At 67.1% G+C, this 16,895-nt stretch carries 15 protein-coding genes and 1 tRNA gene; 7 read left to right on the top strand and 9 right to left on the bottom strand.

Annotation, left to right across the window (positions count from 1 at the left end):
- Positions 1-108: 108 nt before the first annotated feature.
- The 3 genes from NL115_RS15200 (at position 109) to NL115_RS15190 (ending at position 2,345) form a co-directional block, all read left to right on the top strand.
- The gene (locus NL115_RS15200; RefSeq protein WP_254830188.1) at positions 109-1,308 is read left to right on the top strand and encodes an MFS transporter; all 1,200 of its coding nucleotides are present in this window, start codon (positions 109-111) and stop codon (positions 1,306-1,308) included.
- A gap of 36 nt (positions 1,309-1,344) precedes the next feature.
- Positions 1,345-1,929 carry a hypothetical protein gene (locus NL115_RS15195; protein WP_254830187.1) on the top strand — a complete coding sequence of 195 codons (585 nt, stop codon included), beginning with the start codon at positions 1,345-1,347 and terminating at the stop codon, positions 1,927-1,929.
- A 188-nt stretch (positions 1,930-2,117) separates the two neighbouring features.
- Entirely contained in the window at positions 2,118-2,345 is a 228-nt protein-coding gene (locus NL115_RS15190) for a hypothetical protein (RefSeq protein WP_254830186.1), read from the top strand.
- A 107-nt stretch (positions 2,346-2,452) separates the two neighbouring features.
- Here NL115_RS15190 and lipP1 read toward each other — a convergent pair whose 3' ends face one another.
- The 8 genes from lipP1 to NL115_RS15150 all read right to left on the bottom strand — a co-directional run bounded on the left by lipP1 (position 2,453) and on the right by NL115_RS15150 (position 10,347).
- The gene (gene lipP1, locus NL115_RS15185; protein WP_254830185.1) at positions 2,453-3,394 is read right to left on the bottom strand and encodes a LipP1 family hormone-sensitive lipase; all 942 of its coding nucleotides are present in this window, start codon (positions 3,392-3,394) and stop codon (positions 2,453-2,455) included.
- A 120-nt stretch (positions 3,395-3,514) separates the two neighbouring features.
- Positions 3,515-5,419 (bottom strand): translocation/assembly module TamB, encoded by a 1,905-nt coding sequence (locus NL115_RS15180; protein ID WP_254830184.1) that lies wholly within the window; start codon positions 5,417-5,419, stop codon positions 3,515-3,517.
- A gap of 220 nt (positions 5,420-5,639) precedes the next feature.
- Positions 5,640-5,831, bottom strand: a complete 192-nt coding sequence (locus NL115_RS15175; RefSeq protein ID WP_254830183.1) for a hypothetical protein — start codon at positions 5,829-5,831, stop codon at positions 5,640-5,642.
- A gap of 102 nt (positions 5,832-5,933) precedes the next feature.
- The gene (locus NL115_RS15170) at positions 5,934-7,193 is read right to left on the bottom strand and encodes a saccharopine dehydrogenase family protein (protein ID WP_254830182.1); all 1,260 of its coding nucleotides are present in this window, start codon (positions 7,191-7,193) and stop codon (positions 5,934-5,936) included.
- Positions 7,194-7,589: 396 nt separating this feature from the next.
- The gene (locus NL115_RS15165) at positions 7,590-8,408 is read right to left on the bottom strand and encodes a hypothetical protein (RefSeq protein WP_254830181.1); all 819 of its coding nucleotides are present in this window, start codon (positions 8,406-8,408) and stop codon (positions 7,590-7,592) included.
- 261 nt (positions 8,409-8,669) lie between these two features.
- Complete coding sequence (locus NL115_RS15160; RefSeq protein ID WP_254830180.1) at positions 8,670-9,518, bottom strand: DUF6414 family protein; 849 nt, start codon at positions 9,516-9,518, stop codon at positions 8,670-8,672.
- A 2-nt stretch (positions 9,519-9,520) separates the two neighbouring features.
- Positions 9,521-9,823, bottom strand: a complete 303-nt coding sequence (locus NL115_RS15155) for an SWIM zinc finger family protein (protein ID WP_254830179.1) — start codon at positions 9,821-9,823, stop codon at positions 9,521-9,523.
- A 346-nt stretch (positions 9,824-10,169) separates the two neighbouring features.
- Positions 10,170-10,347: transfer RNA gene (locus NL115_RS15150), tRNA-Trp, on the bottom strand.
- Positions 10,348-10,440: 93 nt separating this feature from the next.
- On the opposite strand from NL115_RS15150, the gene NL115_RS15145 reads away from it, so the two are divergent.
- Positions 10,441-10,833 carry a 2Fe-2S iron-sulfur cluster-binding protein gene (locus tag NL115_RS15145; RefSeq protein ID WP_254830178.1) on the top strand — a complete coding sequence of 131 codons (393 nt, stop codon included), beginning with the start codon at positions 10,441-10,443 and terminating at the stop codon, positions 10,831-10,833.
- Between the two features lies 1 nt (position 10,834).
- Here NL115_RS15145 and NL115_RS15140 read toward each other — a convergent pair whose 3' ends face one another.
- Positions 10,835-11,062: a DUF5795 family protein gene (locus tag NL115_RS15140; RefSeq protein WP_254830177.1), complete on the bottom strand. Its 228-nt coding sequence runs from the start codon at positions 11,060-11,062 to the stop codon at positions 10,835-10,837.
- Positions 11,063-11,197: 135 nt separating this feature from the next.
- Here NL115_RS15140 and NL115_RS15135 point away from each other — a divergent pair, with 135 nt between their 5' ends.
- The 3 genes from NL115_RS15135 (at position 11,198) to NL115_RS15125 (ending at position 16,891) form a co-directional block, all read left to right on the top strand.
- On the top strand, positions 11,198-12,757 hold the full coding sequence (locus NL115_RS15135; RefSeq protein ID WP_254830176.1) for an NADH-ubiquinone oxidoreductase-F iron-sulfur binding region domain-containing protein: 1,560 nt from the start codon (positions 11,198-11,200) through the stop codon (positions 12,755-12,757).
- Positions 12,754-16,050, top strand: a complete 3,297-nt coding sequence (gene fdhF / locus NL115_RS15130) for a formate dehydrogenase subunit alpha (RefSeq protein WP_254830175.1) — start codon at positions 12,754-12,756, stop codon at positions 16,048-16,050. The genes NL115_RS15135 and fdhF overlap by 4 nt, the downstream gene beginning before the upstream one ends.
- 88 nt (positions 16,051-16,138) lie before the next feature.
- A complete protein-coding gene (locus tag NL115_RS15125; protein WP_254830174.1) occupies positions 16,139-16,891 on the top strand; it encodes a class I SAM-dependent methyltransferase in 753 nt (250 codons plus the stop codon).
- Positions 16,892-16,895 lie beyond the last annotated feature (4 nt).

Raw genomic sequence — 16,895 nt, 5'->3', positions numbered from 1 at the left:
GGGGGCGGATTTAGCTCCGCTGGCCGTCTCCAATCGCCTGGCCAGGGGTGAGCACGGCTCACATGGAACCGCAACCGGGTAGTGGCGTCCCCGTCTCGACCGACGTAGATGGGACTCCGGAGAGCGACTGGCCGACTGCGTGGTGGCGGCCGGGGGTGGGTTCTGGTCGCCATCGCCGCCGGATGGGTGTTCGTTCTCGGCGGACGCTTCCTCGTGCCCGCCGTCCTCCCGCAGGTGACGGCGGCCTTCGACGTGGGCAACACGGGCGGTGGCATCGCCGTCACCGTCATCTGGGCGACGTACGCGCTGATGCAGTCGCCCGCAGGGGCGCTCGTCGACCGGGTGGGCGAGCGCCGGCTACTGGCAGGCAGCCTCCTGCTGTCGGCGGGCAGCGTCGGCGTGCTGGGCGTCGCGCCCGCGTACCTCGCCTTCCTCGGCGGCTGTGCGGCCTTCGGCTTCGCGACCGGACTGTACGGCCCCGCACGCGGCACCGCGCTCGCGCGGACGTTCCCGGACGACGACGGCACGGCCATCGGCATCACGCTCGCCGCTGGCTCCGTCGGGTCGGCGGTGCTGCCGTTCCTGGCGGGCGCGCTCGTCGGGAGCGTGAGCTGGCGGTACGTCGTCGCGGGGCTGGCGCCGCCCCTGCTGGTGGCGGCCGCGTTCGCGTGGCGGACGGTCCCGGAGCGCGACCGGGGGAGCGTGGCCAGCGCGCCGCCCGCGGACGAACTGGTCAGTGACGTCCTCCGGGCGGTCCGTCGCCGCGGTGTCGCGGTCGCCGTCGCCGCCGTGACGCTGATGCTGTTCGCCTTCCAGGGGCTCTCGGCGTTCTACGTCACCTACCTGGCTCGGGAGCTGGACCAGCGGGTCGCCGCGGGGCTGTTCGCCCTGCTGTTCGTCGGTGGGGCGGTCGCCCAACTCGCGGGCGGTGCGGCGGCCGACCGCTTCGGCGAGCGCGCCGTCCTCACGGTGACTGCTGCGGTGGGTGCCGTCGCGGTGGGTGCGGTCCCGTTCGTCGACGGATTGGTCCCGCTGGCCGCGCTCTCGGTCGTCCTCGGGACCCGGCTCGCCATCGCGCCCGTCTCCAACGCGTACATCATCGCGGTCCTGCCGGACGCCGTGACCGGGACCGCGTGGGGCACGCTCCGGACGGCCTTCTTCCTGCTGGGTGCGACGGGTTCGACCGTCGTCGGCGCGATGGCCGACAGGCAACTGTTCGACGAGGCGTTCCTCCTGCTCGCACTCGTCACCGCCATCGCCGCCGCTCTGTACGCGTTCCTCCCGTCACGGGAGGCTGCGGGGGTGTGAGGTGGTTTTTTACTGCGTGGCACGACAACATGGAACATGGCGAGCGATACGGTCGAGGAGGCCACCGGGGGAGAGGGGCGGGGAATCACAGCAGAGACGGAACCTGAAGGCACGTGGTCGGCCATCAACGCGGCGGTCATCACCCTGTTCGTGCTCCTGACGGTCCTCGGAATCATGCTCTCGCTGGGGTTCATCGAGTCCATCGTCGAGGTCGGGCAGAACGGCTCGCCGAAGACGGTGACCGTCCCGGGGTACGTCTATCTCTACGCCGGCCTCGGGTCACTGGGCTACGTCTTCACGAAGCTGATGGTGGAGTTCGACCGCTACGACGAGTGGAGCGACGCCGAAGCACTGGCATCGATGCTGATGCGGGTGCCGGCGGCCCTCATCCTCGCCGCCGGTGTGTTCCTCCTGCTCGGCGGCGCCCCGGGGTCGGGCGGGACGAATGGGGGGAGCGGAACCGGCAGCGCGCAGTTCGTCGCCGGCGTCGCCTTCCTCGTGGGCCTCTACGTGAACGTCGCGCTGAAATCGCTCGGGAGCCTCGCGGACAGAATCCTGGGGCGGTCCCCGCGGGGCTCGGACTCGGAGTCGGGAACGAATTCGGAGTCGAGCCGCGGGTGACTCGCGCGGCCCCGTGATGACCGTGGCCTCGTGCGCCCCGACACAACCGGCCGTAGAAAGGCCGTCCCGTTCGAACACGGCCAAACGCGGGTTGTTCAAGTATCGGCGGAATCGTACATAAGTCACCCAAGCAATTCGGGCATCAGGTCCGTACTCGTCCATCGGTTAGGGGTGGCTGGTGTCATACGATGAAACCCAACCGAACCGCGGTCGAGAACCGGGATCTGCCGCCGAAGGTCGCCGAACGCGCCGCGGCAGAGACGGAATCGCCGCTCCGACACGCCAGCTGGATGCAGCGACTCGTGGGTCGGGCGAAGCCCCGGCACGACGTGCGCACCCTCACGGAGCGCGTCGACGGCGAGGTCCGGCGGCTCGGCCGGCAGGTCAGACAGTTCGGCCGCCGCCTCACCGCGTAACCGCCCGCCCGACATCCTGATTTCTTTCGCCGACCCGCGCGCTGGGAGCCATCGGTCTCTCGACGCGGCGACCCGTGACGCCGGCCCGACACCGACAGGTACCTGCGCTAGGCGTCGAGCGCCTGCGCCACCTCGTCGGCTACCACGTCCACGGCGGCGTGGGCCGTATCGAGTAACTCCGTCATGCTCGCGAATCCGTGTATCATGTCGTCGTAGTGCTCGTGGTGGACGGGGACGCCGGCCTCCGAGAGGCGGTCTGCGTACGAGCTGCCCTCGTCGCGAAGCGGGTCGAACCCCGCCGTCACGACAGTCGCGGAGGGGAGGTCCGACAGGTCCCGTGCCAGCAACGGCGCGGCGTACTCGTTGCGCGCGTGGAGTTCGCTCGGGAGCCAGCGCTCGTAGAACCACTCGATGCTCCGGCGCTCAAGGAAGTACCCCTCGGCGTTCTCCTCGTAGGAGTCGAAATCGTGGATGATGGGCGACGCCACCGCCGGGTAGATGAGCGACTGGTGGTCGATGTCGGGCCCGCCGCGGTCCCGCGCCAGCAGCGACACGGCCGCCGCCAGGTTGCCGCCGGCACTGTCCCCCCCGACGGCCACACGCTCGGGGTCACCGGAGATGTCCCCGGCGAACTCGCTGGCCCACACGAGCGCCGCGTACGCGTCCTCGAGCTGTGCCGGGAAGGGGTGCTCGGGCGCGAGGCGGTAGTCCACCGAGAGGACGACGACGCCCGCACGGTCGCAGATGGCGGACGTGACGTTCTCGTACTCGTCCAGCCCGCCGATGACCCAGCCGCCACCGTGGTAGTAGACGAGCACGGGGAACGTGCCCTCGCCCTCGGGGACGTACGCCCGGATGGGAATCGGACCCTCGGGTCCCTCGATGGCGAAGTCGGCCACGTCGCCGACCTCGGTCGGCTCCATCTCCGCGGTCAGTCGGCGGAACTGCTCGCGCGCGACCTCCGGGGTGACGCCGTACGTGGGTGGTGCGTTCTGGGCGTCGAGCTGTTCGAGGAGTGCCTTCGCCTGTGGGTGCGGCTCGTCCGGCATGGACCGGATGTCGGCTGACGATGTATTCAAACCGGGGGTGCGCGACCCCCGACAGGGATGGGCGGCACCGTCCGGCCAGGGCCGGGCGATCCATCGGCAGGCCGACCGAGCCAGCCAACGCTACTGACAGTTCGAGATCGGTGCTTTCGTATCGAGGTTGTACGTGTCGGCGTCCGAGTTGTTCTCGAAGGCCACGTTGTCACAGCTCATCACCCGTGCCTCGTCGTCCCCGATGGCGATGCCGTACTTCCCGCTCCCCGCGATGGTCGAATCGCTGACCGTGACCGCGGCGGCGTCGCCACCCCCTTCGACCATCAGATTCGCACGGTCGGGGGCGGCGCCGCCCACCCACTCGGAGCTGCCCCCGTTCTCGATGACGACGTTCTGCAGGACGTTGTCGGTACTGAGCGAGTTGACGAACGAGAGGCCCTTCCAGAAGCCACTGATTCCCTCGACGCCGGCGAACGTGATGGGGTCGGTCTGCGCTCCCGCCGCTCGCAGGCGACCGTCACCGCGTACCCGGATACCCCGGTCCTGCTCGAACTGGAACGCGGTCCCGGGGGCAATCTCCACGGGCGCCTCGATGAATACGTTGACTTTCGGGCGGTAGGGAACGTCCAGCGCTGCCCAGGTCGCCGGGTCGACGACGGTGGACCCGGCGCCGCCGAACCCGAGATCGCTGACGAAGACGAACGGCTCGTCGTTCCCTCCGATCGCGTTGCTCGGCGCGATACCGTCCACGAGGTTCGCCTGCACCAGCAGCGGCGCGTCGTTCGCCTCGAACGCGGTCCGCTCGACCGTCAGGTTCGCCTTCGGCCCGGTCGCGGCGAGCCCCATCGTGGCGTTCTCGCGGATGGTCGTGTTCCGTACCGTCAGGGCGATGGCGTTCCCCCTGGCGAAGATGCCCGCTGGCTCGTGGTTCGGGTTCCAGGCGGAGTCGCCGGCGTACTCGACGATGGCGCGGTCGAGGACGTTGTCGGTCGACTTCGAGGTCTCGTACCGGAGTCCCTTCCACGCGCCCCTGACCGCCTCCCGGCCGGTGAACCGTACCGGCGCGTCCTCGCTGCCCGTCACCGTGAGGCGGCCCTCCCGGATGACGCTCAGTCCCTTCCCCTGGCTGAACCGGAACGTCGCACCCTCGGTCACCGTGACCGGGGCCTCCAGTTCGACGTGCTTTATCACGTGGTAGGGGACGCCCGGGTGCTGCCAGGTCTGCTCCGAGCGGACCGGGTCGGCCCCGTCGGACCCGAGCCTGATGGCGCTCGTGTCGTTGTCGACGAAGGCGTTGTCCGGGGAGAACGCGCCCGCGACGGAGGAGTGGACCCACGCCGGCAGGGCGTTGGCCTCGAACCGCGTGTTCGACAGCGAGAGCTGGTCCGCCAGCTTCCGGACCCGCAGGCCCGCGGCTGCGTTCTCGCGGAGGACACACCCGTCCAGCGCGAGTCGCGCCTTCCGCGTGGTGATGGCCCCGCTCTCCCAGTTCACGTTCCACGACTCGCCCCCGGCGTACTCGACGACCGTGTGCTCGAGGGCGTTGTCGCTCGACGTGCTGTTGTCGAGGTAGAGCCCCTTCCAGAAGCCCCGGGTCTCGTCGGTCGCCGTCAGCACGACGGGCTTCGAGCCGGACCCCTGCGCGCGTACGACCCCGTCGCTCTCGACCACCAGCCCCGTGTTGCTCGTGAACTGGATGACGACGCCCGCCTCCAGCGTCAGCGTTCCGCTCTCGACGGTCAGCGTCTTCTCCGCACGGTAGCACCCCTCCGAGACGGTCCCCCCGCTCTCGACATCGGCCGGCGTGAGCGGCTCCGGGTCGTCACACGACGGCAGCGTTGCCGTCGGCGACGGCGTATCGGTGGCCGTCGACGTGTCCGTTCCCGTTCCGGTCGCGGTCGGTGTACTGGTGGGTGAGTCGGCGTCGTTCCCCTGGCTACAGCCCGCCAGCCCGGTGGTGGCCGCTGCCCCCGCCGCCGCAGCGAGCAGCCGACGCCTGGAAACCGACCCCCCCGCTCGGTCGTTCTGAGGCATAGTCCATGCTACCAGTCGACAACATGGGTGATAATTATACAGGGTGGATGTCCCCGGTCGGAAGTCGACATCGGCCGGTTCTGTGCCGCATTTATCTAATATACACTAATCCTACATATTCTGGCCGATATAGAACCAGAAATGTGTAGATATCTCATTCGCCCATGATAGAGTGAATATCCGGAGTCCACGCCACATATCCGTCTTCTGCCGCTGCTCGTCACGCGCTCTCGTCGTCCGGGTCGACACCGAGGGCCTCGAGTTCCGCCTCCCGTTCGCGAATCGCCCGCCGGAACGCCTCCTTGTCCTCGAAGTTGGCGGTTCCCTCGCGGATACGGAGCATCGCGATCTCGGCCTGCAGTTGCTTGGCGCGTTCCCGCGGGGACTGCTCGGGGTCGTCCTCCTCGGCCATACTCGTCGTTGGAGTGCCACGCGCCTGTATGCATCGCCCGTGGCGAAGTGGACGACGGCGAGGGCATCGAGCCGATGGCCGTCGCCGTGCTCGCCGCTCCCGCTACTCGCTCGCCTCGCCCACGGTCGCGGTGAAGCCGACATCGCGGAGCCGGTCGACGAGCGGCATCCCGATGCCCGAGGCCGGGGTCAGCACGCCCCCCTCCAGCGGCGAGTCGACCTCGTCGCGCAGGAGACACATCGCGGACTCCCCGAGCATGCGGGCGGTCCCGCCGTAGCCCGGGTCCAGGTCCACACCGAACTCTGCCTCGACGGTGAACGGCCCGTCCTCGCCCGTCCCGCGGCCCAGCACGCGGATGGTGAAGTGGCCGTTCTCCATCTGGCGCTCCGACGGCCCCTCGCCCGGATCGGGGAAGACGTACTGACTGAGGCCCCGACGGACCGGGGAGACGGTCATGGCGGCCCCGAACAGTCCGATGCCACCCGCGATGACGCTCGAACTGGCCGCGCCGACCACCGAGCGCCCGGTCGGGATGACCTCCTTGCAGGTGAACTCGCGGCTGTAGGGATAGTCCAGCAGCGCGTTGCTCCGCCGGACCACGCGCTCGTTGACGGCCGCCATCGGCGACGGGGCCGTCCACGACGAACGCAGCGAGTCCTTCCGCGCGAGCCGCTGCTCGCCCCGGTCGGGGCCCTCCCGCTCTCCGGGCGGCGCCAGCGAGTACGGGTTCCGGAGCGCCTCCCGCGCGACCGGGTCGTTCGATGCGGCCTCGAACAGCTCGGCGAAGCTCGCCAGTGTCCCCCCGCTGACCCCGCCGCTGACGTCCTCGACGTAGACCCCGACCTCGTCGCACGGCGCCCCGAACTCCTCGTTCGCGAACGTCTGGACCATCAGCGTCCCGATGTCGGTGGGGACGGAGTCGTACCCGCAGCTGTTGACGATGCGCGTCTCGGCGGCGACCGCGTCGTCGTGGAACTCGTCGACGACCTCCCGAATCCAGTTCACCTCGCCCGTCAGGTCGCAGTAGTCGGTCTCCGTCTCGATGCACGCCTCGACCAGCGGCGTCCCGTACTTCGTGTACGGGCCGACGGTGGTGGCGACGACGTGGGTGCGGGACGCCATCTCGCGGAGGCTCTCGGGCTCCGTCGCGTCGCCGAGGACGATGGGAATCTCCTCCCACGCGTCGGCCTCGGCGACGATGTCGGCTTCGACCGACTCGAGTTTCCCCTCGTTACGGCCGCCGATGGCCAGCGAGAGCTCCTCCGGCGGGTACTGCCCGGCGAGATACTCCGCGAGGAGACGTCCCGCGACGCCGGTCGCTCCCCATACGACGATGTCGAACTCTCGGTCGCTGTCGGACACGGTTATCGGGTGCAGGTTGGTGGGCCAGGGGGTAAAGCGTCAGGTTCGGGGTAGCTGTGGTGGTGGCCAGGGTTTGGTGGAGAGGCGGAACACAGCTCATCAACCGAACCGTCTAATCTGCTATTTCTGGGAGTAGTAACCTCTGTACAGACACCCAGGCGTAGATGCTGGTGACCAGAACCAGCAACGATGTGGAATATGCCAGGGATTCCTGGGGCGTCATTTCGCCCAAAAACAGCCCCCAAATCGTGGCCATCGCTCCAATTATGAACAATCCGGTAGCAATGGAGAATCCGATTCGGAAGGTGTCTATACCTACCATATTCACATCTGTGGACGGAAATCAATCACTATGGTGGTGTCCGGGTTTTGGTATAGGGCCGGAAAATCAAACGATTATCCCCTTTCTGTCTCAATTCTTTTTTGTGTATTTTGAGCCCCGGAACCCTCATAGAATTCATACTCTGCTATAAATTGGTCGTCGACGGCTTCGTAGTTGACATAGTCCGGAAGAAAGGACCACACCCAACCCCTGAATAACAGGACAGAATGAGCAAATATCAACAGAAGAATCGCATATGAAACTGTGGAGAGAGCGCCCAACGCAACCAATAGAGCCAGGGAAAGCCAACTAAGATGCTTTAGTAGCCCCATAGGGAGGAAGAACGCGATCCTGAAATAGGTCCTCCAACTCCATGATTTCGCTTCAGATTCCAACTGCTCATATCCGATTTCAAGTCGATGTCGTTTTGGTACTTCTCCGAATAGTTCTTTGAAACTAGTATGAGTCTCCGGGTTATCGGCCGCAGAGTATAACCAAAGAACCATTTTGTATCGAAGATAGTCTAGCAAATGTCGTGTGAAGCCCTGCTGGGCAATTCTACAAGGAATTATCGGGAATTGATTTGCTTCTTTATCCAGAACAATCGCCAGCGTGTGACGGAGGTGGGCTGTCGTATTCTTAGGGCGGGCTGATGGACCATCGGGCCCAAAAATTAGCCTGGAGATCCCATGTGCTTGCATAGCGCCGAGGAAGGTGAGTGCTGTCAGTGCATAGAATACGGCTGAAGGACCGAAAAGAATCGTATTCGCAATATCTGGATGAATGTACTCATAGATTGGATTGTCTGATGTTGTTGCCAGAACTCCAAAGCCCAGAGACGGGAGGTAGAACGAGGCATATGATAACTGACCGAGGCTGGTTGCTGCACACATATAACGTTCAAACGTGCTGTATATCTTATAGATAGGGGCCGTAGTAGAATGCAATACGGATTCTGTCCTGCAAATTTAGAGCTTCAATACAAGATGCGGATATCCGGATATCTGGAGACCCGGATACCCCTGCGCGGCAACTATATCGGACAGGCTGTGCGAGAATCCTCCACATTATGTGTTTACACCTATGTGAAGTGAATCCTTCACCGGGACTCAGTCAGGAAACTGATAAAATTAGACTTGCTGACGGTGTTCCGACTACCAGAACATGGCAATCGGGTGGATTATAGCGGTTTGAGAAGGAATTTCCCAATCCTCAGGCTCCATTGGAATATTCATTTCTTCAGCAGCCTCCTCCAGCGCCTCCCTCATCTCCTCTCCCGCAGTTTCCTGTGGCAGGTATTTGTCCATAATATTCATAGCTAAAATTGGGTCCCAAGAATCTTCTCCGACTATTCTCTCCTCTACTCGACCAAATAGCGTATACTCAGGTTCATTCAGAAATGCTCCTGGGGCTGGTACTCTCATATCCTCTCGGTCAAGCGCTACACCGTATCGATAATTCTCCCCCTCCATTCTTAGAGGCAGTTTATCTCCGGTGAATTGCTCTATCAAATCTTGCAGGACCTGTAATTGGCCTAAGTTCACATCATCGCCCATTGGTTCCTGCGGTGCCTCATCAAGCTCAATAAGATTATCCCTCATCTGAGTATTGAGGAGCTCTCGGAACGTCTTGATAACAACTTCAAATTTAAACATCGACATCGGGTTGGCTTCACCAGATATCCGAACTACATCTCCTCTTGCGACGCTTCGAGGGTCAGGGTTATCGTAAATATCTATATTATCTTCTTCAAGTTGATTCAGTAGGTCTTGGAATCGGTAAGGTGCCGAGACTTCTAGGCGTGTTTCGATTGCATCTCGATTAAGTCCTGAATACTCTCCTTTCGCTCCAATCCCCCAAATCGTACCTCCTGCTTGTCCGGATCTCTCCGATTCGCCTTCTACAGAATGTGTAACCTCGGATGGTACACCTCTGCCGAGAGATGATAGACTACTGTTCAGGCTCTCGTCGTTGATATGTATAAACTCTCGAAGTCGGCTCATACTCAACCACCATTCCCTCCGCAATGAAATATTTCTAGCCAATATGTTATTTCGTGTTTTTGCAGAAGCGTGCACGTGTGGGCACACGGACCGTCGTGGTACTCGTAGCCCGGACAGTCGCACTCGCCCACGTACGCGCCGTGGTCGCGTTCCAGGCGGCAGCGGTGGGCCTCCTCGCCATCCGGGAGCAGTAGCGCCCACTCATTCCAGGCACGCCGCTCGATGAGGGCCCGGTCAGGGTCGGCGCGTTCCCAGCTCGTCGACCGCTCGTCGGCCTCCTCTCGGAACTCGAACGGGTCAGGCACGGCGACCACCTTCAGGTAGGGTCGACGTGAGGCAGCCTCCGTACTCGTCCGATCGCGACGGGTTTGTGTGGTGGGTATAGGTCCCGGTGCGTCCGCAGGAAGCGCACTCGTACACCTCGAAGAAGCTGGTCGCGTCGGGGTCGGGCTCGCTACCGTCGACAATCTCCACGGCCCCACCGCACTCGCATCGGAGCGTCACGGCCGGCACCACCCCCGTTCGGGGTTGTCGTCGGGGGGTCCTTCGCGGGGCACTCCTTCGGATGCTGGTCTATCTCACCGCCGCAGAAGCAGCAGATGAGATAGTCCCGCAGGTCTTCGATTCGTCGCAGTTCGCTTAAGCTGAGTATGGGGCCGGAGGGATTTGAACCCCCGATCGACTGATATCTCCGGTTGCGCCTCGGTTCTCCAGAGGGTCGTCATCGCGACGCGGTGATCAGCCGGTCGCTCGGTATATCAGTCTGGAGTCTCGTCCCGGGCGCGTGGCCTCTGGAGTCAGTCGCCATGCCTGGCTTGGCCACAGCCCCTCGCCATCACGTACCCCGGTTCCGTCTAAAGGGATTTCGGTTCCGTGGGAGTCGGTCGGGAGGTTTTCGCCGTCGGCGTGCGAAGGGCTGGACGTGACCGACGAGGGAGCCCCCGACGGCGAGGACGTGCCGGTGACGGTCCGGACCGGCGACTACGAGACGACGCTCCGCGTCGAACGTGGCACCCGACTGCGGGACGCCCTGCTGGATGCGGGCTTCGACGTGTACGGGTCGGTCTCGCGCGTCGCCAACTGCGGCGGGCGCGGGCTCTGTGGGACCTGTGGCGTCCGCTTCGAGGACGCGGACGGCGAGCGCGGCGCGAACGCCGACGGGGACGCGCCCGCGCCCGAGCACTGGCACGACCGCGCCGCCGCGCGCTTCGGGTACCCGCGGCTCTCCTGTCAGATTCCGGTCGAGGAGCCGCTGACGGTACGGGTCCCGGAGAAGGTGGTGTGGGGGCAGCTGTGGCCCGGCGAGTCGGAGTGAGTCAGTCCCGGTCCGTCTCGCTCCACGAACAGTCCTGGCACTTGTAGCCAGTGACGAACTCCGTGACGCTGGGCATGTAGCCGACGCTGATGACGTTCCCGCCACACTCCGGGCAGTCGCGGTCGGCGTCCTCGATGCCCTCGGTGTCCATCGGCGACTCGCCCTCGATGAGTTCGGCCAGCTTCGCCGGCGTCACCATCCGCCCCTCCACGACGCGGTTGTCGGACATGTCCGGGCCGAGGGCAGCCCAGCCCGTAATCGTATCCATTCCGGCGACGGGGCCCGGGTCCCGGCGGCCGCGGCCGAACCCGCCGCGGGGGCGGGTCGCCAATCCTTATCACGCCGACGGCCGTGCCCTCGGGGAATGACCGACTCCTCCGTTCGGCTCGCCCTGACCGGCGGACCGGAGGCGACCGACCGACTGCGCGCGACCCGCGAGACGGCTCCCGACGACGTGCCGGTGGTCCCCGTCGGGTCCACGGGCGTGCCGGCGCTGGAGCCGCTGGCGCTCGTCACCCGCGACAGCCGGACCGCCATCCACACCAACGCGGACGCCGAGACCTGCGAGCGACTCGCGAGGGAGTTCCACGACGGCCGACCGATGCTCCACGCGTACGCCGTCGTCGAACACCAGCCCAGGACGGGCCAGTTCCCGACGCCCGACGACGGACCGCTCGCCGTCGGCCGTCGGCGCGTGCTCGATTCCTGTGGCTGGACGCGCGTCGACGAGTTCGACCCCGAGTTGCGACCGTCACTTCCGGGCGATCCCGAGGTGACGCTCGACCACGCCGCGCGCGTCGGGTTGCTGGGCCGTGGACGCGGCGACATCGCGCGCGACCGGCCCGTCGCCGGCGTCTGGGAGACCGCTCGCGACGCGTCCGGTGACCCGGTCGTCGTCGTGAACGCGAACGAGGCAGACGCGGCCGTGGCGGGTGACGAGTTGCTGCTCACCTCGGCCCCGGCGGAGGTGCTCGCGGGCGCGTTCGCCGTCGCCGGCGTCGTCGACGCCGAGGACGTGGTTGTCTACGTCGGCGAGAACGACGCCCTCGCGGCCGACCGGACCGCGCGCGCGGCCGGCGCCCTGGCACCCGCAGACGTGACCGTGCAGGTCGCTTCCGGCCCGGGGACGTTCACCGCCGGCGAGCCGACGATGGCGCTGGAGGCGCTGGAGGGGGCGGACCGTATCGAGGCGCGTCGCCGGCCACCCGGTCCCGCGACGTGGGGCCTCTACGGCCGCCCGACCGTGGTCCACACGCCGCGAACGCTGACCCAGTTCGTGGCGCTCCTGCGTGAGCCCGACGCCTTCGACCCCGACGCGGGGGACCCGGGGACGCGACTCGTCACGGCCACGCCGCGCGGCCCCGGCGGCGACGCCGTGGGGCCGCCAGCGACCGTCGAACTCCCGACGGACGCACCGGTCGGGCGGGCACTGGCCGCACTCGACGGGACCCGGGAGCCGGACTGGGCCGTCGTCGGGGGTCGCTTCGGCGGCCTGACGCGCGACCTCGACGTGCCCGCCGGGGCACCCGCGCTCCGTGCCGCCGACTGCGGCACGGCAGGAGCGGTCGAGCCGTTCACCGACGCCTGCCTCCTCGCCGCGGTCGGCCGCCGGGCCGCGTTCGCCCGCGAGGCCAACTGCGGGCGCTGTGTGCCCTGCCGCGAGGGGTCGAAACAGCTCCACGATGGCCTTCGGGAAGTCTACGACGGCGACCACGACGAGGCCGGGCTGCGCGAGCTCCTGCGCACGATGGGTGAGACGAGCCTCTGTGCGTTCGGGCGCGAGGCCGGGCGCCCGACCCGGACGGCGCTCGACCGCTTCGCCGGTACTGTGCGAGCGCACGCGGACGGCGACTGCCCCGCCGGCGAGTGCTTCGACGACGCGCCCGACGAGGGCGCCGAGGGCCCCGGAGGTGTCTGGGCGTGAGCGCCGACGACGAATCCGGGGAGCGCCCACGCGTCCCCGATATCGAGGACCCGCGGCCCTCGACGCCGCTGACGGAGGACTTCCGCACCGGCACGGCGAACGACCCGCCGCGATACTCGGCACGCGGCGCGGACCCGGACGACGAGATGGTGACCGTCACCGTCGACGGGGAGGCCGTCGCCGTCCCGGCGGGTGCGACCCTCCTCGACGCGGTGGAGGCCGCGGACGCGGGTACAGACGTGCCCGCGCTGTGTCACTACGACCGCGACACGGAGGCGGCCGAGGAGATCGGTCCTCGATCCACCTGCCGGACCTGCGTCGTCGAGACCGACGAGGGGCTGGTCCCCTCGTGCAGCCACCCGGTCGAGGACGGCGCGACGGTCAGCACGGACGCCCCGGACGCGGCCGAGGCACGCTCTGTCAACCTCGACCTCGTCCTCTCGAACCACAACCTCCGCTGTACCACCTGCGGGAAGAACGGCCGCTGTGAACTCCAGGACGCCGCCATCGAGGCCGACGTGGAGCACCCGCGCTACGGGGTGCTGGACGACCGGAGCGCGTACGAGCCCATCGACGACACCTCCGGCGTCATCCAGATCGACCGCAACAAGTGCATCCTCTGTAACCGCTGTGTCGAGGCCTGCAACGACGTGCAGGTGGAGGGCGTCCTGCGAATCGAGACGGACGAGGACGGCGAGCCCCGCATCGGATTCATGAGCGAGGCCGACACGATGGCCGACTCGACCTGCGTCTCGTGTGGCCACTGCGCCACCGTCTGCCCGACCGGCTCGCTCGTCGAGAGCGACTACGCCGATTCGACGACGCTCCCCATCCCGGGGTTCACACAGAAGAACAGCGTGGGAACGGTCCACGAGGCCGAACCCGTCGCAACCGCCGACCGGCCCGACGCGGGCGGTGGACTGGGCAACGAGGCCGGGGGGGCCGGAGCCATCGACGACGACCTGTCGGGCGTGGCGCGGTTCATGGCGAAGGCCAAACGGAAGGCCCGGCAGGCCGCCCGCGACGCCGGCAAGCGCGCGTTCCTGGAGGGTGAGCACGCGGCCGAGGCCGTGGCCGCGAGGACGCTCTCCGAGGGGCGGCTGTTCGACATCGCGAGTGGCGTCGCGGGGTTCCGCTCGCGGGACATCGAGACGACAGAGACCACCTGTGGCTACTGCGCCGTCGGCTGCCGGTTCGAGGTCCACAGCAAGGACGATGACATCAAGGCCGTCCGGCCGACCGACCCGGACCACGCGCCCGCGAACGACTTCTCGACCTGCGTGAAGGGGAAGTTCGGCTACGAGTTCGTCGGGAGCGACGACCGCCTCACCAGCCCGCTCGTGCGCGACGCGTCGGCGGGGCCGAACACGCCCGGGCCGGACGGCTTCCGCGAGGTCTCGTGGGAGACGGCCATCGAGCGCGTCGCCGACGGCCTGCGCGACATCAAGCGCGAGCACGGCCCCGAGGCGCTATCGGCCTTCGCCTCCTCGAAATGTACCAACGAGGAGGACTACCTGCTCCAGAAGTTCGCGCGCGCGGTGCTGGAGACGCCGAACGTCGACAACTGCGCGCGGCTCTGTCACTCCTCGACGGTCGCGGCGCTGCTCCAGACCGTCGGCTACGGCGCCATGTCCAACAGTATCGACGACGTGGCGAACACGGACTGCTACCTCATCACGGGCTCGAACACCACGGAGTCACACCCGGTGCTGGCGACCCACATCAAGCGCAACGTCCGCGACGGCGCGACGCTGCACGTCTACGACCCCCGGAAGACCGGCATCGCCGAGCACGCCGACCAGTACACCCGGACCCGACCGGGCTACGACATCGCCTGGCTCAACGGCCTGACCCGGTACGTCATCGAGCACGACCTGTACGACGATGCGTTCGTCGACGAGCACGTCCGGAACTTCGAGGCGCTGCGCGAGAAGGTCGACCCCTTCACGCCCGCGGAGGTCGAGCGCCTCGCGGGGGTCGCACCCGAGGACCTGGCCGAGACGGCCACCGCCATCGCGGCGGCCGACACCTGCGTCTTCGGCTGGGCGATGGGCCTCACCCAGCACGGCCACGGCACCCGGAACGTCCTCGCGGTCGCGAACCTCGCCCTCGTCACGGGGCACGTCGGCAAGCCCAACGCCGGCCTCAGCCCGTTCCGCGGCCACAACAACGTCCAGGGCGGGGGTGGCGACATGGGGACGCTCCCGAACAAGCTGCCGGGCTATCAGGACCCCACGGACCCCGAGGTGGCCGACGCGTTCGAGCGGGCGTGGGGCACCCGCCCGCCCGAGGCGGTGGGGCTGAAGGTGACCGAGACCTTCCAGGCCATCCACGAGGGTGATGTCAGGGGCCTCTACGTGATGGGCGAGAACCCGGCCCTCTCCGAACCCGACCTCCAGCACGCCGAGGAGGGGCTCTCGGAACTCGACTTCCTCGTCGTGCAGGACGTGTTCCTGACCGAGACTGCCGAGCACGCGGACGTGGTCCTGCCCGCCGCATCGTTCGCCGAGAAGGACGGTACCTTCACCAACACGGAGCGACGGGTCCAGCTGGTCGGCGAAGCCGTCTCGCCGCCCGGCGACGCGAAGCCGGACTGGGAGATACTGCAGCAACTCGCGAGAGAGCTCGGGCACGACTGGAATTACCAGTCAACGGCCGAGATTATGGACGAGGTTGCCGAGGTCGCGCCCATCTACGGTGGTATCTCGCACGACCGCCTCGACGCCGAGGGCGGGTTGCAGTGGCCCTGCACCGACGCCACCGACCCCGGCACGCGCTTCCTCTACGAGGACGGGTTCAACTTCCAGGATGGGGAAGCGCGGTTCGTCCCGGCAGACATGGGCCGGCCCGGCGAACTCCCGGACGAGGACTACCCGCTCACGCTCACGACCGGGCGCGTGATGTACCACTTCCACACCGGTACCCTCACCCGGCGTGTCGAGGGCATCATGCGCCACGTCGGCGAGTCGTTCGTCGAGGTGAACCCCGCGACGGCCGAGACGCTGGGCATCGCCGACGGGGACGCGGTCCGCGTGGCCTCGCGGCGCGGTGACATCACGGTCCGCGCGCAGGTCACCGACCGCGTCGGCGAGGGCGTCGTCTTCGTCCCGATGCATTTCGCCGAGGGCGCGGCCAACGTCCTCACCGACGAGACGTACGACCCGACCAGCGGCATCCCCGAGTACAAGGTCGCGAGCGTCCGTGTCGAGGCCATCGAGGACCCGACGGGCGTCGACGACCTCGCGCCAGACCGGCCCGAGGAGGCCCCCGACGAGGCGGCTGGCGACGACTGATAGCGAGCGACGACCGAGGGCACGGGGGGCCCGGGAACCGCTCACACCCACCGGGAAGGTACTTGTCGGGCGCGCCCACGTCCCCGGCATGGACGATACGGACGCCTTCGAGGCAGCGGTCTACGACGCCTGGACCGACGCGAGCGACCTGCCCTGGACCGAGGACGTGGCGTTCTACCGCCGGCTCGCCCGGGAGGCCGACGGCCCCGCACTGGAGGTCGGCGTCGGCACCGGCCGCGTCTACCTCGAACTCCGACGTGACGGCATCGACATCGACGGCATCGACCTCTCGGCAGCGCGGCTCGCACACCTGCGCGAAACGGCCGACGCGGAGGGAATCGACGTCTCGGTCCGGCAGGCCGACGTGACCACGTTCGACCCCGACCGCGAGTACGGCCTCGTCTACTGCCCGGCGCGCGTGTTCAACCTCGTCACCTCGCTGGCCGACCAGCGCGCCGCACTGCAGAACATCCACGATGCGCTCGCACCCGGCAGCCGGTTCGCGCTGAACACGTTCGCCCCGGACCCCCACTTCGTCGCCGAGACCTACGGCGAGCCCAGCGAAATCGAGGTGGCGGTCGACGGCGCGACCTACACCCTCCGAGACGTGATGGAACTGGACGATGCCATCGAGCGGGTCGGGACCCAGCACCGCGAGGTGGTCGACGCCGACGGTGACGTGGTGTTCGAGACGGAGACGCCTCTCGCGCTCGTGACGAAACGCGAGTTCGAACTCCTGTTCGCCGACGCCGGCTTCTCGGACTGGACGTTCTACGGCGGCTTCGACGGCGGCCCGCTCGAGACCACGTCGCAGGAACTCGTCGCGGTCGCCGAGCGATAGCGCG

The sequence above is a fragment of the Haloglomus salinum genome, assembly GCF_024298825.1.
Classification (GTDB): Archaea; Halobacteriota; Halobacteria; order Halobacteriales; family Haloarculaceae; genus Haloglomus; species Haloglomus salinum.
Note: the sequence above shows the minus strand (reverse complement) of the source record. Positions and strands in the feature narration are given on the sequence as shown.